Annotated in this window: 18 protein-coding genes; 13 read left to right on the top strand and 5 right to left on the bottom strand. The window is 72.9% G+C overall.

The window, feature by feature from the left end; translation table 11 throughout:
* Positions 1 to 9: 9 nt before the first annotated feature.
* Together OHQ87_RS22315 and OHQ87_RS22310 are read right to left on the bottom strand one after the other, a co-directional pair.
* Positions 10 to 216: a hypothetical protein gene (locus OHQ87_RS22315; protein ID WP_328340799.1), complete on the bottom strand. Its 207-nt coding sequence runs from the start codon at positions 214 to 216 to the stop codon at positions 10 to 12.
* A gap of 104 nt (positions 217 to 320) precedes the next feature.
* On the bottom strand, positions 321 to 2,729 hold the full coding sequence (locus tag OHQ87_RS22310; RefSeq protein WP_328340797.1) for a DEAD/DEAH box helicase: 2,409 nt from the start codon (positions 2,727 to 2,729) through the stop codon (positions 321 to 323).
* 132 nt (positions 2,730 to 2,861) lie between these two features.
* On the opposite strand from OHQ87_RS22310, the gene OHQ87_RS22305 reads away from it, so the two are divergent.
* From OHQ87_RS22305 to topA, 6 genes are all read left to right on the top strand, one after another.
* Positions 2,862 to 3,218, top strand: a complete 357-nt coding sequence (locus OHQ87_RS22305; protein ID WP_067300370.1) for an STAS domain-containing protein — start codon at positions 2,862 to 2,864, stop codon at positions 3,216 to 3,218.
* Complete coding sequence (locus OHQ87_RS22300; RefSeq protein WP_328348954.1) at positions 3,218 to 3,652, top strand: ATP-binding protein; 435 nt, start codon at positions 3,218 to 3,220, stop codon at positions 3,650 to 3,652. The genes OHQ87_RS22305 and OHQ87_RS22300 overlap by 1 nt, the downstream gene beginning before the upstream one ends.
* 315 nt (positions 3,653 to 3,967) lie before the next feature.
* The gene (locus OHQ87_RS22295) at positions 3,968 to 6,328 is read left to right on the top strand and encodes a sodium-translocating pyrophosphatase (RefSeq protein ID WP_328340790.1); all 2,361 of its coding nucleotides are present in this window, start codon (positions 3,968 to 3,970) and stop codon (positions 6,326 to 6,328) included.
* A 107-nt stretch (positions 6,329 to 6,435) separates the two neighbouring features.
* Positions 6,436 to 6,978: a hypothetical protein gene (locus OHQ87_RS22290; protein WP_328340788.1), complete on the top strand. Its 543-nt coding sequence runs from the start codon at positions 6,436 to 6,438 to the stop codon at positions 6,976 to 6,978.
* The gene (locus OHQ87_RS22285) at positions 6,969 to 7,574 is read left to right on the top strand and encodes a hypothetical protein (protein ID WP_328340786.1); all 606 of its coding nucleotides are present in this window, start codon (positions 6,969 to 6,971) and stop codon (positions 7,572 to 7,574) included. The genes OHQ87_RS22290 and OHQ87_RS22285 overlap by 10 nt, the downstream gene beginning before the upstream one ends.
* Positions 7,575 to 7,917: 343 nt before the next feature.
* Positions 7,918 to 10,770, top strand: coding sequence for a type I DNA topoisomerase (topA, locus tag OHQ87_RS22280; protein ID WP_328340784.1), 2,853 nt, complete (start codon positions 7,918 to 7,920; stop codon positions 10,768 to 10,770).
* A 109-nt stretch (positions 10,771 to 10,879) separates the two neighbouring features.
* On the opposite strand, the gene OHQ87_RS22275 is transcribed toward topA, so the two are convergent.
* The gene (locus OHQ87_RS22275) at positions 10,880 to 12,187 is read right to left on the bottom strand and encodes a D-arabinono-1,4-lactone oxidase (RefSeq protein WP_328340782.1); all 1,308 of its coding nucleotides are present in this window, start codon (positions 12,185 to 12,187) and stop codon (positions 10,880 to 10,882) included.
* Between the two features lie 225 nt (positions 12,188 to 12,412).
* Between OHQ87_RS22275 and OHQ87_RS22270 the strand changes: the two genes are divergently transcribed.
* Positions 12,413 to 12,988: a TetR family transcriptional regulator gene (locus OHQ87_RS22270; RefSeq protein WP_328340780.1), complete on the top strand. Its 576-nt coding sequence runs from the start codon at positions 12,413 to 12,415 to the stop codon at positions 12,986 to 12,988.
* 47 nt (positions 12,989 to 13,035) lie between these two features.
* Here the strand turns inward: OHQ87_RS22270 and OHQ87_RS22265 are convergent, their stop codons facing one another.
* Positions 13,036 to 14,244, bottom strand: coding sequence for an amino acid deaminase/aldolase (locus OHQ87_RS22265; protein ID WP_328340778.1), 1,209 nt, complete (start codon positions 14,242 to 14,244; stop codon positions 13,036 to 13,038).
* A 292-nt stretch (positions 14,245 to 14,536) separates the two neighbouring features.
* Here OHQ87_RS22265 and tmk point away from each other — a divergent pair, with 292 nt between their 5' ends.
* From tmk to OHQ87_RS22235, 6 genes are all read left to right on the top strand, one after another.
* The gene (tmk, locus tag OHQ87_RS22260) at positions 14,537 to 16,639 is read left to right on the top strand and encodes a dTMP kinase (RefSeq protein ID WP_328348953.1); all 2,103 of its coding nucleotides are present in this window, start codon (positions 14,537 to 14,539) and stop codon (positions 16,637 to 16,639) included.
* The gene (locus tag OHQ87_RS22255) at positions 16,639 to 18,000 is read left to right on the top strand and encodes a DNA polymerase III subunit delta' (protein ID WP_328340776.1); all 1,362 of its coding nucleotides are present in this window, start codon (positions 16,639 to 16,641) and stop codon (positions 17,998 to 18,000) included. The genes tmk and OHQ87_RS22255 overlap by 1 nt, the downstream gene beginning before the upstream one ends.
* A 108-nt stretch (positions 18,001 to 18,108) precedes the next feature.
* The gene (locus tag OHQ87_RS22250; protein WP_328340774.1) at positions 18,109 to 18,438 is read left to right on the top strand and encodes a YbaB/EbfC family nucleoid-associated protein; all 330 of its coding nucleotides are present in this window, start codon (positions 18,109 to 18,111) and stop codon (positions 18,436 to 18,438) included.
* A 1-nt stretch (position 18,439) separates the two neighbouring features.
* Positions 18,440 to 18,745: a hypothetical protein gene (locus OHQ87_RS22245; RefSeq protein ID WP_328340772.1), complete on the top strand. Its 306-nt coding sequence runs from the start codon at positions 18,440 to 18,442 to the stop codon at positions 18,743 to 18,745.
* Positions 18,745 to 19,404 carry a hypothetical protein gene (locus tag OHQ87_RS22240; protein WP_328340770.1) on the top strand — a complete coding sequence of 220 codons (660 nt, stop codon included), beginning with the start codon at positions 18,745 to 18,747 and terminating at the stop codon, positions 19,402 to 19,404. Before OHQ87_RS22245 ends, OHQ87_RS22240 begins: the two co-directional genes overlap by 1 nt.
* Positions 19,405 to 19,485: 81 nt before the next feature.
* The gene (locus OHQ87_RS22235) at positions 19,486 to 20,355 is read left to right on the top strand and encodes a PSP1 domain-containing protein (protein WP_328340768.1); all 870 of its coding nucleotides are present in this window, start codon (positions 19,486 to 19,488) and stop codon (positions 20,353 to 20,355) included.
* A 394-nt stretch (positions 20,356 to 20,749) separates the two neighbouring features.
* Here OHQ87_RS22235 and OHQ87_RS22230 read toward each other — a convergent pair whose 3' ends face one another.
* Positions 20,750 to 22,597 (bottom strand): metallophosphoesterase family protein, encoded by a 1,848-nt coding sequence (locus tag OHQ87_RS22230; RefSeq protein WP_328340766.1) that lies wholly within the window; start codon positions 22,595 to 22,597, stop codon positions 20,750 to 20,752.
* Positions 22,598 to 22,615: the final 18 nt, after the last annotated feature.

Below are 22,615 nucleotides of genomic sequence, written 5' to 3'. Positions count from 1 at the left end.
GTCCGGCCGTCAGCGTCCGACGTCGGTGGTCGCCTTGAGCGCCCAGGTGTTGAGCACCTGGTGGATGCCGCGCAGTCGTTCGTTGATCTGCTCCAGGCGTTCCGCCTGGGCCAGGCTGGCCAGTGCGGCACCCAGCGCGATCAGCTGGTCGGGGGTGAGATTGTCCTGGTCGATGGTGTAGAGCAGGTCGACGGTCTCGGCAATGGTGTCGGCCACGGCTTCTCCTCCGGGTCGGGAAGAACGGCAGGGTCGGCGGTAGGGAGCACTTCCGAACATCGATGGAAGCGCTCCCATGCATCAATGCCCACATGTTCCCCGACTCAAGCGCGATCCGGAAGCCGGGACTTGTGAACTGCCTGTCTGGGTGGTGCGGAAACCTCGGCGGGGAGGTTGCCGAGGACCACGCCGAGGACCCGGACGGCAGCCGCCTTGGACAGCGGATTGTTGCCGTTGCCGCACTTCGGGGACTGCACGCAGGAGGGGCAGCCCGATTCGCAGCCGCACTCGACGACGGCGTCCCGGGTGGCGCCCAGCCAGGCCGCCGCCGTCCGGTAGGCCCGCTCGGCGAAGCCGGCCCCGCCGGGGTGGCCGTCGTAGACGAACACGGTGGGCGCCTCGGTGTCCGGGTGCAGGGCGGTGGACAGCCCGCCGATGTCCCACCGGTCGCAGGTGGCCATCAGCGGCAACAGTCCGATCGCGGCGTGCTCGGCCGCGTGCAGGGCCCCCGGCACGTCCGCCGGGTCGACGCCGGCCGCCGCCAGGGACTGCGGGGAGAGCGTGAACCAGACCGCGACGGTCCGTAGCTCGCGGGCCGGCAGGTCGAGCGGCCGGGTGTCGATCACCTCGCCGGAGGCGATCCGGCGGCGCTGGTACGAGACCACCTGGCTGGTCACGTCCACCTCGCCGAGGAAGAGCCCGACCGGCCCGGCGTCCAGGTAGGAGCGGACCGACACCACGGACAGCGAGGTGACGTCCCGGGCGTGGGTGGACCAGTCCGGCTCCTCGGCGTGCACCAGTGCGCACCCGTCGTCGAGGTCCAGCGCGTCGACCACGTACGAGACGCCCTGGTGCAGGTAGACCGCGCCGGGGTGGACGAGGAAGTGCGCCGAGCCGCCGTCCACGGTGCCGAGCAGCCGCCCGGTGGACGCCTCCACCACGCAGATCGGCGACCCGCCCTCGCCCCGCAGGTCGACCTCGGGCCGCTCCCGGTGCCGCCAGTACCAGCCGGTGGGGCGCTGCCGCAGGTCGCCGGCCTGGACCAGGCGGTCGACGGCCTCCTTCGCCCCGTCGCCGAAGAGCTCCAGGTCGGCCGGGGTGAGCGGGGACTCGGCGGCGGCGCAGGCGAGCTGCGGGGCGAGCACGTACGGGTTGGCCGGGTCGAGCACGGTCGCCTCGACCGGGCGGCCGAACAGCGCCTCCGGGTGGTGCACCAGGTAGGTGTCGAGCGGGTCGTCCCGGGCCACCAGCACCGCGAGCGCCTCGTCGCCGGAGCGTCCGGCCCGGCCGGCCTGCTGCCAGAGCGACGCCCGGGTGCCCGGCCAACCGCAGATCAGCACCGCGTCCAGCCCGACCAGGTCGACGCCGAGCTCCAGCGCGTTGGTGGAGGCCAACCCGAGCAGGTCGCCGTGGAGCACGGCCCGTTCCAGTTCCCGCCGCTCCTCACGCAGGTAGCCGGCCCGGTAGGCGGCCACCCGCTCGCCGAGGCCGGGCACCGCCTCGTCCAGTGCCCGGCGGGCGTTCGCGGCGACCACCTCCGCGCCGCGACGGGACCGGACGAAGGCGAGCGTGCGTACCCCCGCCGCGACGGTGTCGGCGAGCAGGTCGGCGGTCTCCCGCAGCGCCGACCGGCGGACCTGGGTCAGGTCGTCCGCGACTGCCACGGCGTCGGCCGGGGGCGGCAGCAGCGGCGGTTCCCAGAGCGCGAAGGTGACCCCGCCGCGCGGCGAGGTGTCCTCGGTGACGGCGGTGACGGGCAGGCCGGTGAGCCGCCCGGCGGTCACCGCCGGGTCACCCGAGGTCGCCGAGGCCAGCAGGAAGACGGGGGTACGCCCGAACTGCGCGCACCGCCGCCGCAGCCGCCGCAGCACGTGCGCCACGTGCGAGCCGAAGACGCCCCGGTAGGTGTGGCACTCGTCGACGACCACGTACGTCAACCGGCGCAGGAACCCCGACCAGTGCGCGTGCCCGGGGAGGATGCCGTGGTGAAGCATGTCCGGGTTGGTGAGCACGAACCGGGAGTGCCTGCGGATCCACTCCCGTTCGGTGCGCGGGGTGTCCCCGTCGTAGCAGGCGGGGCGTACCCCGTCGAGGGCCAGGCCGGCGACGGCGCGGAGCTGGTCGGCGGCGAGCGCCTTGGTGGGGGCCAGGTAGAGCACCGTGGCCCGGGGGTCGGCGAGCAGGGTGGCAAGCGACGGGAGCTGGTACGCCAGGGACTTGCCGGACGCGGTGCCGGTGGCCACCACGACGTGCTGCCCGGCGTACGCCAGTTCGGCGGCCTCGGCCTGGTGCCGCCAGGGGGCGACCACCCCGCGTCGGGCGAAGGCCGCCCGTAGCTCCTCGGGGGCCCACTGCGGCCAGGGCGTCTGCTGCCCGGCACGGGCCGGCACCCGCTCGACGTGGGTGACCGGGTCGGCCCGGTGCCGGGCGCGCAGCCTGCCCAGCAGCTCGGCCGGGCCTCGCCCGGTGCCGGGGCCTGCGGTCGCGGTGGCTGCGGGGTTCACGTCCTGCACTCTCGCACTGGTGTTCGGTGCTGAACAACCGGGCCGGTGGGTATGGGGGAGCCCTCACCGGTGACCTCGTCGGGCCGTCCGGCGGGGATGGTTAGATGCCCAGGAGAGTTTACGGCTCTCGGAGGAGGACTGATGGAGCTGTCGCTGGCGACCCGCACCGTGGGGGAGCACACGGTGCTCGAGGTCGGCGGTGAGGTGGACGTCTACACCGCACCCCGACTGCGCGAACGGCTCCTGGAGTTGATCGACGGCGGCGCCCGGCGGGTGGTCGTCGACCTGGGTCGGGTGGACTTCCTCGATTCCACCGGCCTGGGCGTGCTGGTCGGCGCCCTGAAGCGGCTGCGCTCGGCCGGGGGCTCCTTCGCCCTGGTCTGCGGCAAGGAGCCGCTGCTGAAGATCTTCCGGATCACCGCCCTGGACCAGGTCTTTCCCCTGCACCCGACGGTGGACGCGGCGGTCGCCGCCGACCCCGCCGGCTCCGGCGCGTGATGGCGACGGTCCGGCTCTCCTTCTCACCGGCGCCGGTGCACGTGCGCACCGCCCGTCTGGTCGGTGTCGCGGTGGCCCGCCGGGCCGGGGTCCGGGAGGACCTGCTCGACGAGGTGCGGTTGGCCATCGGTGAGGCGTGCACCCGGGCGGTCGCCCTGCACCACCAGTACGGCCTCGCCGACCCGGTGCTTGTGGAGATGTCGGATTCCGGGGCGTACGCGGTGCGGGTGGTGGACCGGGCGCCGATCGAGGCGGGGCTGGGCCTGGCCGCGTTGAACGCCGACGAGTTGGCCAACGAGACGCTTACCGACGAGGCGCTGACGACCGGCGTGGGCTTCGCGCTGCTCGCCGGTTTCGTGGAGGATCTCCAGGTTCGCCCGGTGGCCGAGGGCATCGGGACCGAGGTCCGGATGGTGTGGCCGGTCGGCCGCTGACCTCACGTTCTGTCGACGAGGCCGTGACCCCTGGTGGGTCGCGGCCTCGTGGTGTCGATGGCCTCCTATATCAGATTTTTCCTCATAACACAGTTACAGAGATCATCCGGACACGGTGTCCCCCGCATGTGACCTCCAACACTGGCCAGGGCTACAGTCTGTGGGTTGTCAGCACGTGATCCTTCCCGCGGCCAGCGAATATGGACGTTGATCATCTTTGTCCCGGGGCGGGTCGGAGCGCGTGCGCCACCGCATCCAGGCGTCGGTCATGCGTCCACTGACCGGCGCGACAGTGTTCGGTACAGGAGGACACAGATGTCCGGGACCTTGGCCGCCGATAGCGGCGCGCTGTCCCTTTCCGGAGAAAACCTGACGTACGTCGTCATCGCCGCGGTCATCGCGCTGGTGGCACTCGTCTTCGCCGCCGCCTTGACCAAGGCCGTGCTGGCAGCCGGTAAGGGCACCATCAAAATGCAGGAGATCTCCGGCGCGGTGCAGGAGGGCGCCTCGGCCTACCTGCTCCGGCAGTTCAGGACGTTGGCGATCTTCGTGGTCGTCGCCGTCGTGCTGCTCTTCCTGCTGCCGGTGCACGACACCGACGGCAGTGAACTGGCGGTGAAGATCGGCCGATCGACGTTCTTCGTGGTCGGCGCCCTGTTCAGCGCGTTCATCGGCGGTGCCGGCATGTGGCTGGCCACCCGGGCCAACCTGCGGGTCGCCGCCGCCGCCCGGGAGGCGGCCGGCGGCCGGGAAGCCGCCATGAAGATCGCCTTCCGGACCGGTGGCGTGGTCGGCTTCCTCACCGTCGGCCTCGGCCTGTTCGGCGCGGCGCTGGTGGTCGCCCTGTTCAAGGGCGACGCCCCGACCGTGCTGGAGGGCTTCGGCTTCGGCGCCGCCCTGCTCGCCATGTTCATGCGGGTCGGCGGCGGCATCTTCACCAAGGCCGCCGACGTCGGCGCCGACCTGGTCGGCAAGGTCGAGCAGGGCATCCCCGAGGACGACCCGCGCAACGCCGCCACCATCGCCGACAACGTGGGCGACAACGTCGGCGACTGCGCCGGCATGGCCGCCGACCTCTTCGAGTCGTACGCGGTGACGCTTGTCGCCGCGCTGATCCTCGGCAGGGCCGCGTTCGGCGAGGACGGCCTGGTCTTCCCGCTGATCATCTCGACCATCGGGGTGCTGATCGCCATCGTCGGGGTCTTCATCACCCGGCTGCGCACCTCCGACCGCAACGGCTTGACCGCCATCAACCGGGCCTTCTACCTCTCCGCGGTGCTCTCCGCGGTGCTCGTCGCGGTCGCCGCCTTCCTCTACCTCCCGGCCACCTTCGGCGAGCTGGAGGGCGGCCTCACCGACGTCGACCAGAACCCCCGGGTGGTGGCCATCGGCGCGGTCGTCATCGGCATCGTGCTGGCCGCCGCCATCCAGGCGCTGACCGGCTACTTCACCGAGACCAACCGCCGCCCGGTGCAGGACATCGGCAAGAGCTCGCAGACCGGGGCGGCCACCGTCATCCTCGCCGGCATCAGCATCGGCCTGGAGTCGGCGGTCTACTCGGCGCTGCTGATCGGCGCCGGTGTCTTCGGCGCGTTCCTGCTCGGCGGCAGCTCCATCACCCTGTCGCTGTTCGCGGTGGCGCTGGCCGGCACCGGCCTGCTCACCACCGTCGGCGTGATCGTCGCGATGGACACCTTCGGCCCGATCTCCGACAACGCGCAGGGCGTGGCCGAGATGTCCGGTGACATCGACGAGAACGGCGCGCGGATCCTCACCGAGCTGGACGCGGTCGGCAACACCACCAAGGCGATCACCAAGGGCATCGCGATCGCCACCGCCGTGCTCGCGGCCACCGCGCTGTTCGGCTCGTACACCGACACGCTGCGCACCGCGTACTCCGACGCGGGCGTGGGAGACGTCGGCACCGAGATCCTCAACGCGCTCAACGTCGCCAACCCGCGCAACCTGGTCGGTCTGATCATCGGCGCGGCGGTGGTCTTCCTCTTCTCCGGGCTGGCCATCAACGCGGTGTCCCGCTCGGCCGGCGCGGTGGTGATGGAGGTCCGTCGGCAGTTCCGCGAGCTGCCCGGGATCATGGACGGCACCCAGCGCCCCGAGTACGGCAAGGTCGTCGACATCTGCACCCGGGACGCGCAGCGCGAGCTGATGACCCCCGGCCTGCTGGCCATCCTCGCTCCGATCGCGGTCGGCTTCGGCCTCGGGCCGGGCGCGCTGGCCTCGTACCTGGCCGGGGCGATCGGGGCGGGCACCCTGATGGCGGTCTTCCTGTCCAACTCCGGTGGCGCCTGGGACAACGCCAAGAAGCTGGTCGAGGACGGCGCCTACGGCGGCAAGGGCTCCGAGTCGCACGCGGCGACTGTCATCGGCGACACCGTCGGTGACCCGTTCAAGGACACCGCAGGCCCGGCGATCAACCCGCTGATCAAGGTGATGAACCTGGTCTCGCTGCTGATCGCGCCGGCCGTGGTGGCCTGGAGCGTCGGCGACGACCGGAACACCCCGCTGCGCCTGACGATCGCGCTGGTCGCCACCCTGATCGTGGTGGCGGCGGTGGTGTTCAGCAAGCGCAAGGGCGTGGCGATGGACTCCACCCCGGACGGTGGCGGCACCGCTGGGGGCAACGACCCGAAACGGGTCGAAACGGCCAAGGTCTGAGTGACGGCGCAGCGGGTCCCCGGCCGCCCCGGGGGCCCGCTGCGCCGGCCGGCCGGCGGGAAACCTGACCGCTGGCGCAATCACCCGGAGGCCGTACGCTGCATCGCATGCGTACGTGTCGGGCGAGTGCCGCCGGAAAGCTCACGGTGGTCCTCGCCACGTTCGTACTCGTCGTCGCCGGCTGCGGTGGGGGGCCCACCCCCCGGGCCTGGGCGGCCTCGGTCTGCGAGGCGCTCACCCCGTGGCGGGCCGAGATCAGCAAGCTCACCAGCAGCACCCACCAGCAGATGACCGCGCAGACCACCCCGGCGCAGGCGAAGGAGAACCTGGTGCGGCTCTTCGCCGGTGCCGAGCAGGCGAGCGAGACGGCCCGCCGCCGGATCGCCGACGCGGGCATCCCGGAGACCGACCACGGCGACGAGGTGTCGAAGGGTTTCCGCGCCTCCCTGGAGAAGATCAGGGACGCCTACGGGCGCGCCGGGGACACCATCGACGCCCTGGACACCGGGCAGGCCACCGCGTTCTACGACGGGGTCCAGGCCGCGGTGGACAAGCTCAACAAGGAGTACGACGCGAGCGCGTTGGACACCGGGCGGCTCAACTCGGAAGAGCTCAAACAGGCCTTCGACGAGGTCCCGGAGTGTCGCTGAGTCGTGCCGACCCGCCCGGAGAGCCGGTGCGCCAACTGTCGCTGTTCGGCACCGAGGCCGCCGATCCGTCCGTCGCCGACCTGGCCGGGCTGCTGGCCGGCCCGGCGGAGGTGCACCGGATGGGGCGTACCGCCAGGCTGTCCGTCGAGGTGGACTCGGCCTGGCGGGTGCACGTGCTCGTCGCCGAGCTGGCCCGCCGGGGGCTCGCGGCGGGCTGGGAGGCGACCGGCGAGCAGCGTTACGTCGTGCGTACCTCGTACCTGACCACCCTGGCCCCGCTGGCGACTGCCTGGCTGGCCGGCGGGGTCAAGCGCCCACCCGCCCACTTCCATCTCCACGGTCGGCGGCTGCGCCTCTGGCTGGCCGCTGCCGGCGCCGCCGACGACGCCGGCCTGCTGCTGCGCCTGGATCCCCGCGACGAGCCGTGGTGGCCGGTGGTGCGGGCGGCGCTCGCGGTGGTGGGCCTGCCGGCGGCGCTGCTGGAGGAGGCGGAGGCGGGCGGACCGGCGTACCGGATCGGCGTCCGGCGGCTGGCCCGGCTGGCCGAGCTGGTCGGCGACCGCCCACCGGCCGCCCCCGCCGACCTCTGGCCGTGACCCGGCCGGACCGTGACCGTGCGCGGGTCTACTGTCCGATCAAGGACAGTATCGCGGACGGTAGGGCTACCGTCTCACTCTGTGAACAGCGGGATTCGCCCAGGTCGGGGGGCTGTCATCGTCACCGTGGCCCACTTCGGGCCCTACCCACGGTGTACGGTGGCGCCGTCCGGCCGCTGAGGCCCGTGCGGCGTCGGTGGTGCCGCCGCGCGAACGCTGTTTGCCGCCCCCGGGACCCGGAACCCGGACGGCGCGTTACGTTGGACATCCGGACCGACGATGGTCCGGCGGGCGCAACACGGCCCGAATCGGGCCCGGAGCAGGAGTGAGGTCGGGGAGAGACGTGCCGAGCAGAGCTGGAACCACCCGTCTGGTCATCGTCGAGTCACCGGCGAAGGCCAAGACGATCTCGGGCTACCTCGGCCCGGGGTACGTCGTGGAGGCCAGCTTCGGCCACGTCCGGGACCTCCCCCGCAACGCCGCCGACGTGCCGGCCAAGTACAAGGGCGAGCCGTGGGCCCGGCTCGGGGTGGACGTCGACAACGGCTTCCACGCCCTCTACGTGGTCTCTGCCGACCGCAGGCAACAGATCAACAAGCTGGTGAAGCTGGCCAAGGAGGTCGACGAGATCTTCCTGGCCACCGACGAGGACCGCGAGGGCGAGGCAATCGCCTGGCACCTGGTGGAGACCCTCAAGCCCAAGGTGCCGGTCAAGCGGATGGTCTTCCACGAGATCACCAAGCCGGCCATCCAGGCCGCGGTGGCCAACCCCCGGGAGATCGACAGGGATCTGGTCGACGCCCAGGAGGCCCGCCGCATCCTCGACCGGTTGTACGGCTACGAGGTCTCCCCGGTGCTGTGGAAGAAAGTCATGCCGAGGCTCTCGGCGGGCCGGGTGCAGTCCGTGGCGACCCGGATCGTGGTCGAGCGGGAACGCCAGCGGATGGCGTTCCGCACCGCGGAGTACTGGGACATCCTCGCCACCCTGGCGGTGGCGAAGCCGGGCGAGGGCCCACGCCACTTCAACGCCACCCTGGTCGCCCTGAACGGCGACCGGATCGCCACCGGCAAGGACTTCGAGCCGACCACCGGCAAGGTACGGCCCGGCGCGGGCGTGGTGCACCTCGACGAGAGCGGGGCCCGTGGGCTGGCGGCCCGGCTCGACGGGCGGCCGTTCACCGTCACCCGGGTCGAGGAGAAGCCCTACCGTCGTCGCCCGTACGCGCCGTTCATCACCTCCACCCTGCAGCAGGAGGCGGCCCGCAAGATGCGGTTCTCGTCGCAGCAGACGATGCGCACCGCGCAGCGGCTCTACGAGAACGGCTACATCACCTACATGCGTACCGACTCGGTGAACCTGTCGGAGACCGCCATCGCGGCGGCCCGCCGGCAGATCGTCGAGCTGTACGGCGAGCGCAGCGTGCCGCCGGAGCCGCGCCGCTACACCGGCAAGGTGAAGAACGCCCAGGAGGCGCACGAGGCGATCCGCCCGGCGGGGGACAACTTCCGCACCCCGGGCGACGTGGCCAAGGAGCTGTCCGGCGAGGAGTTCAAGCTCTACGAGCTGATCTGGCGGCGCACCATCGCCTCGCAGATGACCGACGCGGTCGGCTCCAGCGTCTCGGTGCGCATCCGGGCGGTCTCCGCCGCCCAGGAGGAGGCGGACTTCGGCGCGACCGGCAAGACCATCACCGACCCGGGCTTCCTGCGCGCGTACGTCGAGTCCAGCGACGACGAGAACGCCGAGGCGGAGGACGCCGAGCGTCGACTGCCCACCCTGGTCAAGGACCAGCCGCTGACCGCCGACGAGCTGGCCGCGCAGGGCCACCACACCCAGCCGCCGTCGCGGTACACCGAGGCGTCGCTGGTGAAGTCGCTGGAGGAACTGGGCATCGGCCGCCCGTCGACGTACGCGTCGATCATGCAGACGATCCAGGACCGGGGCTACGTCACCAAGCGCGGCCAGGCGATGATCCCGACGTTCCTGGCGTTCGCGGTGATCGGGCTGATGGAACGGCACTACCCGCGCCTGATCGACTACGACTTCACCGCCAGCATGGAAAACGAGCTGGACGAGATCGCCGGGGGCGACCACGCCGCCGTCGACTTCCTCACCGCGTTCTACTTCGGCAGCAGCAACGGCACCGGTGACCAGGCCATCGCCCACGCGGGCGGGCTGAAGAAGCTGGTCACCGAGGACATCAGCGAGATCGACGCGCGCAGCGTCAACTCGATCCCGCTGCACACCGACGACGAGGGGCGTGAGGTCGTCGTCCGGGTCGGCCGGTTCGGGCCGTACCTGCAGCGGTCGGTCCCCGGCGAGCAGCCGGCACCGAAGGTCGACGGCGAGGAGGGCGGCAGCCAGGGCGACCGGGCACCTATCCCGGAGGGGCTGGCCCCCGACGAGCTGACCCCGGAGAAGGTGCACGAGCTGTTCCTCGGCGGTGGCGGCGAGCGCAAGCTCGGCGACGACCCGGCCACCGGGGAACCGATCCTGCTCAAGTCCGGCCGGTTCGGCCCGTACGTCGCCAGCGGCGAGCGGAAGTCGTCCCTGCTGCGGACGCAGACGCCCGACTCGCTCACCCTCGACGAGGCGTTGAAGCTGCTCAGCCTGCCCCGGGTGCTCGGTGTTGCCCCGGACGGCGGCGAAGTGGTCGCCAACAACGGCCGCTACGGCCCGTACGTCAAGCGTGGTGACGAGTTCCGCTCGCTGGACTCGGAAGACAAGATGTTCACCGTCACCCTCGACGAGGCGCTGGCCCTGCTGGCCGCCCCGAAGACCCGCCAGCGTCGGGCCGCCGCGCCCCCGCTGCGCGAGATGGGCGTCGACCCGCTGACCGAGAAGCCACTGGTGATCAAGGACGGGCGGTTCGGGCCGTACGTCACCGACGGGGAGTTCAACGCGTCGCTGCGGCGCGGGCAGACCCCGGAGGAGCTGACCATCGCGCAGGCGTCCGAGATGCTGGCCGAGAAGCGGGCCAAGGGTCCCGCGCCGAAGAAGGCGGCGGCGAAGAAGACCGCAGCCAAGAAGGCCCCCGCCAAGAAGACGACGGCGACCAAGGCGACGGCGGCGAAGAAGACCGCCGCCGCGAAGTCCACGGTCGCCAAGAAGACCGCCACCGCCAAGGCCACCACGGCCAAGAAGGCCCCCGCCAAGAAGGCCACCCCCCGCAAGGCCACCACCGCCGCCGAGTAACCCACCCACCCACCCACCCACCCACCCACCCGGCAGGTCCGTCGGGATCTTGGTAGGAAACGGCCCCAGGAGGGCCACTTCCTGCCAAGCTCGCGGTGGTGGGGGTGAGTTAGGGGCCGAGGATGTGGTCCAGGTGCGGGTTGGTGAGGACCCGGCCGGGGTCGAGGCGGGCGCGGAGGTCCTGGAAGTCGGCGAACCTCGGGTACGCGGTCGCCAGGGAGGCCGCGTCCCGGTAGTGCAGCTTTCCCCAGTGGGGGCGGCCACCCAGCCCGGCGGCGACCTCCTCGAAGGCCCGGAAGTACGGTTCGTGCGGCATGCCGACGTACTGGTGCACGGCGAGGTAGGCCGAGTCGCGTCCGTAGCCGTGGGACAGCCAGATGTCGTCGGCGGCGGTGAACCGCACCTCGACCGGGAAGAGCACCTTGAACGGCAGCCGGTCGACGATGCGCCGCAGCTCCGCCAGCGCCTGCGGCAGGGCGGCGCGCGGGATGCCGTACTCCATCTCCACGAAGCGGACCCGGCGCGGGGTGCAGAAGACGGTGTCGGAGCGCCCGGTGTAGGTGCGCTCGGTGAGCGCCCGGGCGGACACCGCGCTGATGGCGGGGGCCAGCGCCGGCACGGCGCGGCCCAGCCGGCAGGCCCCGGCGAAGACCGTGTTGGCGAGGAAGTCGTCGTCCAGCCAGCCCCGCCAGCGGGGCAGCGGCCGGTCGTCGGCCGGCACCCGGTCGTTGGTCTTGACCTGAACCCGGTCGGTGTACGGGAACCAGTAGAACTCGACGTGGTCGTGTCGGCCGACGAGTCCGGGCAGGTCGCCCAGCACCTCGTCCAGCGGGGCGGGCCGTTCGTGCGCGCGCAGGGTGAAGGCGTCCACGCAGCGCAGCGTGACGTCCACCAGCACCCCGAGCGCCCCCAGCCCGACCCGGGCGGCGGCGAAGATCTCCGGGTGCTCCCGGGCCGAGCAGTGCAGCACCTCACCGGTGCCGGTGACCATGGTGAGCGCCTCGACGAAGGTGGACAGGCAGCCGTACGCGGCGCCGGTGCCGTGGGTGCCTGTGGAGATCGCCCCGGCGATGGTCTGCGCGTCGATGTCGCCCAGGTTGGGCATGGCCAGGCCGTGCCCGGCGAGCAGCGCGTTGAGCGCCCGCAGGGTCGTCCCGGCGGGCACGGTGACCAGCCGGGCGTCGCGGTCCACCCGGACCTCGGTCCGCAGCGCGGACAACTCCATCCGCCGCCCGTCCGACAGGGCGATGGGGGTGAACGAGTGGCCGCTGCCGACCACCCGGATCCGCTCACCCGCGCCCGCCACGTCCAGGACCGCCTCGGCTATGTCCTCGACGGTGGTAGGGCGCAGGATGGCGGTGGCGACGCTGTGCTGGTTGCCGGCCCAGTTGGACCAAGCGGTGGCGGTACCGGCCATCGGCGCTCCTCGACATGAATGTGAACTGCCTTCATATCAGGAACGTTGTGCCTGGTAAATACCGCAATCGAGGTCCGCTCGTTGTACCGGTAGTCACGGCCTCGTGACATGTGGATATGTTCTTTCGTCGAAGGGGGGTGGCGCCGAGTGTCCACACCAGCCGCCACGACCGGACCGCTGCGCCGCGTTCCGGTGCAGGGTCGAAGTGTCGCGCGCGTCCAACGGATGTTGGACGCCTGTGCCGAGCTCGTCGACGAGGTGGGCTACGAGGGGTTGACCACCACGCTGCTCGCCGAGCGGGCCGAGGTGGCGATCGGGTCGGTCTACCAGTTCTTCCCGGACAAACGGGCGATCGTGCAGGCGTTGACCCTGCGCACCATGGAGTCCTACCTCCAGCGCCTCGACGAGCGGTTCGCCTCGGACGACCTGACCCACTGGTGGGACGGTGTCGACGCCGGGATCGACGAGTACATCTCCATGCACCGCACCGTCCCGGGCTTCCGGACCCTGCACTTCGGCGACGTGGTCGACCTGCACCTGCTCGACGAGCAGCGGGACAACAACGGCGTGATCGCCGACCAGTTGGCCCGGGTGCTCACCGAACGGTTCGGCATGATCGACGAGCCGCGCCTACGGTTCTGCCTGGAGATCGCCGTCGAGGCCGCCGACGCCCTGATCAAGCTGGCGTTCCGCCGCAAGCCGGAGGGCGACGAGCGGGTCCTCGCCGAGGCCAAGGCGCTCATCCGCGAATACCTGCACCGGCACGTCGAGGCCCCGGCCGGGCCCGTCGCCCAGCCTTAGGCCGCGCCCAGCCCTGAGCCGCGCCCGGCCCTGGGCGTGGGACGCCGTCAGAGGAAGGCGCGGCCCTCGCCCCGGTAGGTGGGCACCGTGGCGACGACCGTGTCGCCGTCGACCAGGTGCAGTTCGTTGACCCGTTCGCAGAGTTCGCCGGCCTTGGCGTGCCGGAACCACACCCGGTCGCCGATCCGCAGGTCCGCTGCGGCGGCACCGGTGAGCGGGGTCTGCACCTCGCCCGCGCCCTCGCTGCCGACCAGTGCCAACCCGGCCGGCAGCCAGGGTCGGGGCAGCCGGCTCTTCGCCGCCGGGCCGGAGGCGATCCAGCCGCCGCCGAGCACCGTCGCGATCTGCGGGGTCGGCCGGCGGACCACCGCGCAGGCGAAGAACGCCGCCGGGGCCGGCCGCCAGGCCCGGTACGCGTCGAACAGCGTCGGCCCGTACAGGCCCGAGCCGGCGGTGACCTCGGTGACTGAGGGGTCGGCGCTGGTGGCGGCCACGCTGCCGGTGCCGCCGCCGTTGACGAACTCCAGGTCGGCGTGTTCGCGGACGGCGGTGACCGCCGCCCCCCGGCGGGCCAGCAGTTCCCGGTACGACCCGCGCTGGGCGATCCGGATCGCGGCGCTGAGCACGGCCTGTCCGGGCGGGGCGTCCCCGAGACCGGCGATCTGTGCCTCGTACGACATCAGACCGACCAGCCGGAAGCCGGCCCGACGGCCGACGGCGGCGGCCAGCGCGCCGGCGGCCCGGGCACTGTGCACCGGCGAGCGGCGCACCCCGACGTGCACCCGCCCGCGCAGGGGTCGCCAGGAGGCGTCCAGGTCGAGGCAGACCCGCAGCTCGGGGCGGCGGCCCGGGGGGCACACCGTGTCGATCAGGTCCAGTTGCCCGGTGCTGTCGATCATGAGGGTGACCGCCGCGGCGAGCTGCGGGTCGGCGGCCAGCTCGGCGAGCGCTCCCCGATCGGCGGTCGGGTACGCCACCAGCGCGTCGTCGGTCGCGCCGGAGCGGACCAGCCAGTTCGCCTCGGCCAGGGTGAAGGCCATCACGCCGGCCCAGCCGGGCTGCCCGAGCGCCCGGGTGAGCAGCTCGCGCGCCCGGATGGACTTGCTGGCGGCGCGGACCGGTTTGCCGGCGCTACGGGCGGCCAGCGCGGCGGCGTTGGCGTCGTAGGCGGTGAGGTCCACCACGGCGTAGGGCGGGTCGAGGTGGGCGGTCGCCTTGTCGAGGCGTTCGCGCAGGGTGTCGCTGTCGATGACCACGAATGCACGCTAACTGTCGGGACGGCAATGCGAAATACCCTCACGTCCTACCGGGCTGCGGTCGGTGGTGTTCGCGGCCTAGGCTCGGCGAGCAGGAGAATGTCGCCGGTGGGGAGGCTCCCACCGGGTCTAGAGTGTTCCACCGGGACTGCCCAGTGTTGGGCCGGCACGTGGAGGTACGGCCATCGAAAGCCAGCAGAACGGCGAGTCGTCCGGCGCGTCGTCGTCCGGGACACCGCCCGGCGGCGTGACCGCCCAGACCGACCGGTCCGGTGCGGCGGCGATCCGCTCGGTGCTGCGCATCCGGCCGTTCCGACGGCTCTGGATCGTGCTCGGCGCGGCGTCCTTCGGCGACTGGCTGGGCCTGCTCGCCACCTCGGTCTTCGCCGCCGCCCAGGTGTCCGGCAGCACCGCACAGGGTGCGGTGTTCGGTGGGGTGATCGCGATCCGGCTGCTCCCGGCGCTGGTGCTGGGGCCGGTGGCCGGCGTGCTCGCCGACCGCTTCGACAGGCGCTGGACGATGGTCATCTGCGACCTGCTCCGCTTCCTGCTCTTCGCCTCGATCCCGCTTGTCGCGCTGCTCGGCGTCCGCGGCGGAGTGGTGGTCACCTGGGCGGCGATCGCCACCTTCCTGATCGAGTCGATCACCCTGCTCTGGATTCCGGCCAAGGAGGCCGCGGTCCCCAACCTCATCCCGCGCGCCCGGCTGGAGACGGCCAACCAGCTCACCCTGATCACCACGTACGGCCTGACCCCGGTCGCCGCCGCGATCGGCCTGGCGGTGCTGGACCGCAGCGTGCGCGGGGTCACCGGCGGGGAGATGCCCGGCTGGGCCGAGCCGGCGCAGCTCGCCCTCTGGTTCAACGCCCTCTCCCGGCTGGCCACCGCGCTGGTGGTGGCCTTCGGCATCAAGGAGATCAGCCAGGCCCAGGCCCGGGAGCGGGGTGAGCGCGCCGAGCAGGGCATGTTCAGCCAGTTCACCGAGGGCTGGAAGTTCATCGGCCAGACCCCGCTGGTCCGGGGCCTGGTGCTGGGCATCTTCGGCGCGTTCGCCGGTGGCGGCATCGTGATCGGCACCGCCAAGTTCTTCGCCGCCTCCCTGGGCGCCGGTGACGCCGCCTTCTACATGCTGTTCGGCGCGATCTTCATCGGCCTGGCGATCGGCATCGGGCTCGGGCCGATGATCGTCCGGGACATGTCCCGCCGCCGCTGGTTCGGCATGAGCATCGTGCTGGCCAGCGCCTCCGTGCTGGTGCTGGCCTTCGCCATCCACCTGTCGATGGCCATCCTCGGCGCGATCATGGTAGGCGCGGGCGCCGGGATGGCCTTCCTCGCCGGCACCACGCTGCTCGGTGGCGAGGTCGCCGACGAGGTGCGCGGCCGGGTCTTCGCCGTGGTGCAGATCGGCACCCGGCTGGTGCTGATCCTGGCCATCGCGCTGAGCAGCCTGCTGGTCGGGGTCGGCGGCTCGCGCCAGCTCACCATCGCCGACCTCGGCATCTCGGTCTCCTCCACCCGCCTGCTGCTGCTCGCCGCCGGTCTGGCCGGCATCTTCGCCGGGATCAGCGCGTTCGGTCAGATGGACGACAAGAAGGGCGTGCCGGTCCTGGCCGACCTGTGGGGTTCGATGCGGGGCCGGCCACTGCTGCCGGCCGAGCCGTTCGTCTCCAACGGGCTCTTCGTGGTCTTCGAGGGCGGCGAGGGGGCCGGCAAGTCCACCCAGTTGGAGGCGCTCGCCGCCCGCCTGCGCGCGCAGGCCCGGGACGTGGTGGTGACCCGTGAACCGGGTGCCACAGTGGTGGGGGAGCGGATCCGTGCCCTGGTGCTTGAGGATTCCGGTGCCGACGCGCCGTCCCCGCGCGCCGAGGCGCTGCTGTACGCCGCCGACCGGGCCCACCACGTCGCCACCGTGGTCCGCCCCGCCCTGATCCGGGGCGCGGTGGTGATCAGCGACCGGTACGTCGACTCGTCCCTGGCCTACCAGGGCGCCGGCCGTACGCTGCCGGTCGAGGAGGTCTCCTGGCTCTCCTCGTGGGCCACCGGCGGGCTCAAGCCCGACCTGGTGGTGCTGCTCGACGTCGACCCGCGTACCGGCCTGTCCCGGGTGGCCGCCCGCAACCAGGGGGCCGACCGGCTGGAGGCCGAGTCCGTCGCCTTCCACGAGCGGGTCCGTTACGCCTTCCTCGACCTCGCGGCCAACGACCCGAAGCGCTACCTGGTGCTCGACGCCGCCCGACCGGTCGAGGAGATCGCCGGCCTGGTCGGCCGCCGGGTCGAGGAGGTCCTGGTGGACCCGGCCGGCATCGTGCACCCCCGCCCGGCGCACGGGCCGGACACCTCGGTCCAGCCCGAGTTATCCGACACGGAGCTGGTGGGCGTGGAGCACCGCACCTGATGCCGGACGTCTTCGCCGACCTGGTCGGGCAGACCGACGCGGTCGACACGCTGCGCCGGGCCGCCGCGTCGGCCGCCGCCGTGTTCCGCGCCGCCCACCTCCCAGCCGCCGACACCGCCGCCGACCAGGAGTACGACGACCTGGACGCGCTGGCCGCCGCCGACGCCGTTGTTCCCGCCGCCTCCGGCGGTGCCCCGGCAGCCGCCCCCGGCGTGGTCGAGGCCTCTGCCGCCCCGGACGCGACGGCCGGCCCGGACGTGCCAGCCGTCGACCCGACCGCCGGGATGACCCACGCCTGGATCTTCACCGGCCCACCCGGCTCCGGTCGTTCGGTGGCCGCCCGTGCCTTCGCCGCCGCCCTCCAGTGCGTGCACGGCACCGGCTGCGGGGCCTGCCCCGGTTGCCACACCACGCTCACCGGCACCCACGCCGACGTCCGGCTGGTGGCCCCCGAGGGGCTCTCCATCGGCGTCGGCGAGATGCGCGCCCTGGTGCTCCGGGCGGCCAGCACCCCGTCCGGCGGACGCTGGCAGGTGGTGATCATCGAGGATGCCGACCGGCTCACCGAGGCGGCCGGCAACGCGCTGCTCAAGGCCGTCGAGGAGCCACCGCCCCGGACGGTCTTCCTGCTCTGCGCCCCGTCCACCCACCCGGAGGACATCTCGGTGACGATCCGGTCGCGGTGTCGGGTCGTACCGCTGCGGCAGCCCTCGGCGGCGGCGGTCGCCGAGGTGCTGGTCCGGCGGGACGGTGTCGCGCCCGACGTGGCGCAGTGGGTGGCCGCCGCCGCGCAGGGACACGTCGGGCGGGCCCGGCGGCTGGCCCGCGACCCGGAGGCGCGCCAGCGCCGGGACGCGGTGCTGGCGGTGCCGCGCCGGCTGACCGGGGTGGGCACCGCGCTGGACGCGGCGTCGGCGCTGATCGCGGCGGCCGAGGCGGAGGCCGAGGCGTCGGTGTCGGAGACCGATGCGGCCGAGCGGGCCGCGTTGCAGACCGCGCTGGGCGCGGGCGGCACCGGCCGGGGCGCGGCGGGCGCGACCCGCGGCTCCGCCGGCCAGCTCAAGGAGCTGGAGAAGCGGCAGAAGTCCCGGGCCACCCGGGCGCAGCGGGACGCCCTGGACCGGGCCCTGGTGGACCTGGCCGGGTTCTACCGGGACGCGCTCACCTCGGCGTGGCGCGCGCCGGTCGCCCCGGTGCACACCGACACCGCCGCGCTGGCCGAGGCGGGCGGGCAGAAGTGGGCCCCCGAGGGCGCGCTGCGTCGGCTGGAGGCGGTGCTGGCGTGCCGGGCGGCGATCGAGGCGAACGTCAAACCGCGCATCGCCGTGGAGGCGATGATGCTCTCCCTCTGGCGGGGCTGACGCCCGTTTCCGCCCATCGACACGCGTTGACGGCGTGCGGTACGGTCCCGAGGGGGCCGCGGTGATCGTGGTGGTACGCAGGGTGAGGTCGACCTGGGGGGAGATCGGATGCCGCGCGGCGAGATCGACGAGGCGTGGATCGAGGAGGCGGTGCGGCGGTACCGCCGGATCGAATCCCTCCAGGCCGAGTTCGACCGGGCGGTCGACACCGTCGAGGTGACCGTCCGCTCGCCCGACGGGCTGGTCGAGGTGGTGGTGACCGCCGGCGGCCGGATCACCGACGTGCGCTTCCTCGGCCCGCTGCACAACCGGCACCCACGGGACGTCGCCGGTTCGGTGCAGGCCGCCGTCACGGCCGCCGCCGATGCCGCCCAGTGGGCCCGGGAGAAACTGCACAACGAGACCTTCACCGCCTACCGTCCGCTCGCGGGGGCCTGAGGTGGACGCCCTGCGCGCCCTCGCCGACCGCCTCGACGAGGCCAGCGCCACCCTCGCCACCCTGTCCCGGACGGTCACCGTCAGTGATCCGCCGCACCCGGCGTTCGGCGCGCACTCCGCCGGCCGTCCCGGCGAGGTCGGCCGCGCCCTGCATCGGCAGTGGGCCACCGCCACCGACGGGCGGTCCCGCGAGGCGGGTGCCGCCGCCGCCCGGCTGGCCGCCGCCGCGTCGGCCGTCCGCAGCGCCGCCGACCGCTACGCCACCACCGACGACGACGCCCGCCGCCGGTTGGCCGGGGAGGCGTGATGGACCCGCTGGACCGGCTCGCCGAGCCCGGCCTCGACCTGCTCGCCCGGGTCGACACGCTGCTCGCCGCAGGTGCCCCCGAGGCGCATCCGGTCTGGCCGCTGCTGCGCCGGATGCAACTGCTGCCGGGCGAGGCCCTGCGCGCCTTCCTCGACCTGCATCCCGCGCCGCTGGCGACCGCCGGGCACGCCGTGCGCCGCCTCGTCCGGGGGTACGACGACGCCTGCGCCGCCCTCACCGACCCGGGCGTCTGGTCCGGTCCGGCCGGGGCGTCCTACGACGAGGCCCGCACCGCCCTGCTGCGCCATCTGGACGAGGGGCCGGAGAGCCTGGTCGGCAGGTTGGAGTCGACAGCCGGTTACGCCGACGCGCTGGCCGACTGGGTGGAGGGCAGCCGGCTGGCGGTGGCCCGGGTGCTGGCCGAGGTGCTCGGCTCCACCGAGGCGGTCCGGGTCCGGGCGGCGACCGCCCCCGGTGCCGGGCCCGCCGCCGGGGCCGGTGCGGCGGCCGAGATCGCCACCCGGGTGCTCTCGGTGCTCGGCGTGGCATACGACGGGGCGGAGACGCTGCTGCGCCAGTGGTCGCCCAGTCTGGCCGAGTCGACCTGGCGGTCGACGGGCGGTCCGTCGTACCACGGTGGCCCGTTGCGGATCGGCTGACCGTGACCCGCTCCGGCTCCCGGCGGGGTGCCCGGCGGCAGCGTCCGGCCGGGTTCGGTCGATCCGTCGTAGGCTGAAGGCATGGGCATGCTCTGCGCGGTCAGCTTCAACCGGTACGGGCGGCTCTACTACCTCGACCCGGGGGAGTTCCGTCCGCAGGTCGGCGACCGGGTGCTCGTCCCCACCGACGACGGTCCCGAGGTGGCGGAGTGCGTCTGGGCCGCCCAGTGGGTCACCGAGGAGACCGCCGGCTTCCCGAAGCTGGCCGGGCTGGCCGACGACGACGACCTGCGCCGCGACGAGCTGCTGCGGCGGCGCAAGGCCGAGGCGAAGGTGGCCGCGAAGCGGCTGATCCGGGAGCACGGCCTGCCGATGAAGGTGGTGGCGGTCGACCATGTCCTCGCCGCCGCCGAAGGCACCGGGGACCGGACGACCGTCTACTTCACCGCCCCGCACCGGGTGGACTTCCGCTCCCTGGTCCGGGACCTGGGCGCGACCCTGCACTGCCGGGTGGAGCTGCGACAGCTCTCCGCCCGGGACTCGGCCCGGGTGCAGGGCGGCATCGGCTCCTGCGGCCGGGACCTGTGCTGCGCCACCTTCCTCAACGACTTCGAGCCGGTGACCATCCGGATGGCCAAGGATCAGGACCTCCCGCTGAACCCGCTGCGGATCTCCGGGGCCTGCGGCCGGCTGATGTGCTGCCTGAAGTACGAGCACCCGCTCTATGCCGAAGGCGGCACCTCCTACCCGAGCCCGGGCCAGCGGGTCGAGACCGCGGATGGCCAGGCCAAGGTGGTGTCCCGGCACCCGCCGAGCGAAACCGTCGTCGTCCGCCAGCTCACCGGGGGCGAGACCAAGCGGTGCTCCCTGTCCGAGGTGTGCGGCTCCCGCCAGGCATACGAGGAGAGGCCCCACCCCGCAGAGCCGAGCCTCTCCCCTCGGGCGGAGTAGTGCTCAGGTGGGCAGGCTGCGCGTGCGGCGTGGCTTCGTCCAGGCGATGAACCGATCGAACAGCTCGGCCGGGCGCACCGAGGTGCTGGCCTGGCTGCGCGCCAATCGCCCTGACCTGGCCCCGTGACGACAGAAGGGCCCGGCCCCCACTCGGGGAGGCCGGCCCCTGCTCATCGCTCGGCAGACCGGACGGGCCCTGCTCGCGCACTCCTCGTCGACGCTGGTTCCGTGCCCTGAAAAGCATGATCCACTCCCTACGAGCCTCGCCCACCCGTCCCGCCCAGTTGACCAAGAGGTTCAGGTCAGGAAAGTCGTCCCCGATGACGCAAACTTCTTGATCAACCTCTGGGGGTGGGTGGGTGGGTGGGGAGTGGGGGTGGGGGTGGGGGTGGGGTTAGGTGAGGGTTATGGGGGGTTCGGCTAGGTGGGGGGTTAGGGGGGTGTGGGGGGTCAGCCAGGAGGCGGTGGGGGACTGGTCGGGGTTGAGCTGCCAGTCGTGGCAGACGCGGTCGACGGCGATCGGATAGACGGTGAGCGTGCCGTCCGGGTCGAAGCGCATCCGCAGGAACGACTTCGAGTCCTCGATGCCCTGGCCGGCGAAGAGTTCGTTGACGTTGACCCCGAACGCCCCCGCCACCAGCAGGTAACCGGCCACCAGTTGGGTGGCCACCAGCCCGATCACCGGGCCGTAGAGCACGGCGGCGGCGACCGCCGGCAGCGGCCACGGCCAGTCGTAGAACGGCAGGTGCAGCCAGGCCCAGGTGCCGGCGACGGCGAGCACCACGTGCGCGAGCCCGTGACCGACGCCGAGCAGCCAGTGCCGGACGTGCCGTTTTCCGCCGGCACTGGGCGGCTTGGCGAAGAAGGCCGCGCCGAGCAGCGTCACCGCCAACATGATCACCAACGGGACGCTGAACAACCGCTGCTCGGTGCCGGTGCGGTTGGCCGCGACACCCGCCATGGCGAGCATCAGCAGCGTGTGCAGGGTGCCGAGCAGGGTGCCGAAGCCCGGGTTGCGTCGGGGCAGCCGGTGGAAGATCCCCCAGCCGTACCGGCGGGAGCGGGCCGCGTCCGGGAAACGGGCCACCAGGTCGTACGCGCGGGTGCGACTGGCCCGGCGGGACAGGGTGTCCTTCGGTGGCACCTCGATCCGCTCGGGCAGGGTGTGCGTCGGGTACAGGTATGCGCCGCCCCCGCCGCAGGTGATCAACTGTCGTCCCGGGCCGGCGTACCGGGCGTAGTGGTGCAGGTCGCCGGAGACCAGCAGCCGGACGTGCGCGCCGGTGGGCGCGATGATCGTCCGGACGAAGTAGTCGATCGAGTCGTACGCGGTGGGGTGGTCGACGGACTTCACCCAGGTCGGTGCCGGCACCGCCAGGATCACCCGGGAGTCCGGGCCGAGCCGGCGGGCCACCTCGTCGAAGTAGGCGAGTTGCGGATCGTCCAGGTAGGACCCCGACTGGTCGTCCAGGCCGAGCAGCCACCACCCCGCCGGCAGTTGCACCGCGAAGTACGACCGGGACTGGCCGGTGCCCCAGCCGCCGAAGTTCCGGTCCCGGGAGCGGACGAAGAGCCGCAGGAACGCGGTCAGCCCGTCGTACCAGTCGTGGTTGCCGGGCACCGCGAACAGCGTCGGCCGCTCCGGCGGGGCCACCGGCAGCGCCGCCTGGTAAGGCCCCTTGCACCGGTCCTCGTACGCCTCGTAGGCCGCCGACGGGTAGACCTGGTCGCCCCCCATCACCAGGGTCTGCGCCCGGGGCAGCCGGTGCCCGTCGACAGTCAGCTCCGGCTGGGCCAGCAGGTAGGCCACCGAGTACGTGGCGTCGAAACCGTCGCCCAGGTCGGCCACGTAGTCCAGCCAGAGCCCGCCGTCCGGCCCGACCTGCTCGCCGATCCGCGCGTCGAGCGCGTTTTGCAACTCCCGCTTGTCCAGGTACGCCCCGAACAGCATCGCCAGCAGGGTACGGATGCCGGTGCTGATCAACAGGAACGGCGCGAGCCAGGGGACCGGTCTGCGGGGCGTGAAGCCCAGCTCCACCGGATCGGTGCCGCGCGGCCGACGGACCGCCCGCTCACCGGGGGCGTGCTCGGCATCCGGGTCCGGCGTGGCGGTGTCGCCAGGATCGGCAGGGGTGGCGGGGTCGGCGGGGGTGGCGTGGTGGTCGGGGGTGGCGTGGTGGTCGGGGGTGGCGTGGTGGTCGGGGGTGGCGTGGTGGTCGGGGGTGGCGTGGTCGTCGCTCACCCGGGCAGCCTAGCCGTC

The sequence above is a fragment of the Micromonospora sp. NBC_00421 genome, assembly GCF_036017915.1.
GTDB lineage: Bacteria > Actinomycetota > Actinomycetes > Mycobacteriales > Micromonosporaceae > Micromonospora.
The sequence above is the reverse complement of the archived record's forward strand: the minus strand, read 5'-3'. Positions and strand labels throughout refer to the sequence as shown.

Excerpts from the sequence above, each read along its gene's own strand:
- OHQ87_RS22305 (WP_067300370.1), top strand. The coding sequence starts at position 2,862 with ATGGAGCTGTCGCTGGCGACCCGCACCGTGGGGGAGCACACGGTGCTC.
- OHQ87_RS22300 (WP_328348954.1), top strand. The coding sequence starts at position 3,218 with ATGGCGACGGTCCGGCTCTCCTTCTCACCGGCGCCGGTGCACGTGCGC.
- OHQ87_RS22295 (WP_328340790.1), top strand. The coding sequence starts at position 3,968 with ATGTCCGGGACCTTGGCCGCCGATAGCGGCGCGCTGTCCCTTTCCGGA.
- OHQ87_RS22290 (WP_328340788.1), top strand. The coding sequence starts at position 6,436 with ATGCGTACGTGTCGGGCGAGTGCCGCCGGAAAGCTCACGGTGGTCCTC.
- OHQ87_RS22275 (WP_328340782.1), bottom strand. The coding sequence starts at position 12,187 with ATGGCCGGTACCGCCACCGCTTGGTCCAACTGGGCCGGCAACCAGCAC.
- OHQ87_RS22270 (WP_328340780.1), top strand. The coding sequence starts at position 12,413 with ATGTTGGACGCCTGTGCCGAGCTCGTCGACGAGGTGGGCTACGAGGGG.
- OHQ87_RS22255 (WP_328340776.1), top strand. The coding sequence starts at position 16,639 with ATGCCGGACGTCTTCGCCGACCTGGTCGGGCAGACCGACGCGGTCGAC.
- OHQ87_RS22250 (WP_328340774.1), top strand. The coding sequence starts at position 18,109 with ATGCCGCGCGGCGAGATCGACGAGGCGTGGATCGAGGAGGCGGTGCGG.
- OHQ87_RS22240 (WP_328340770.1), top strand. The coding sequence starts at position 18,745 with ATGGACCCGCTGGACCGGCTCGCCGAGCCCGGCCTCGACCTGCTCGCC.
- OHQ87_RS22235 (WP_328340768.1), top strand. The coding sequence starts at position 19,486 with ATGGGCATGCTCTGCGCGGTCAGCTTCAACCGGTACGGGCGGCTCTAC.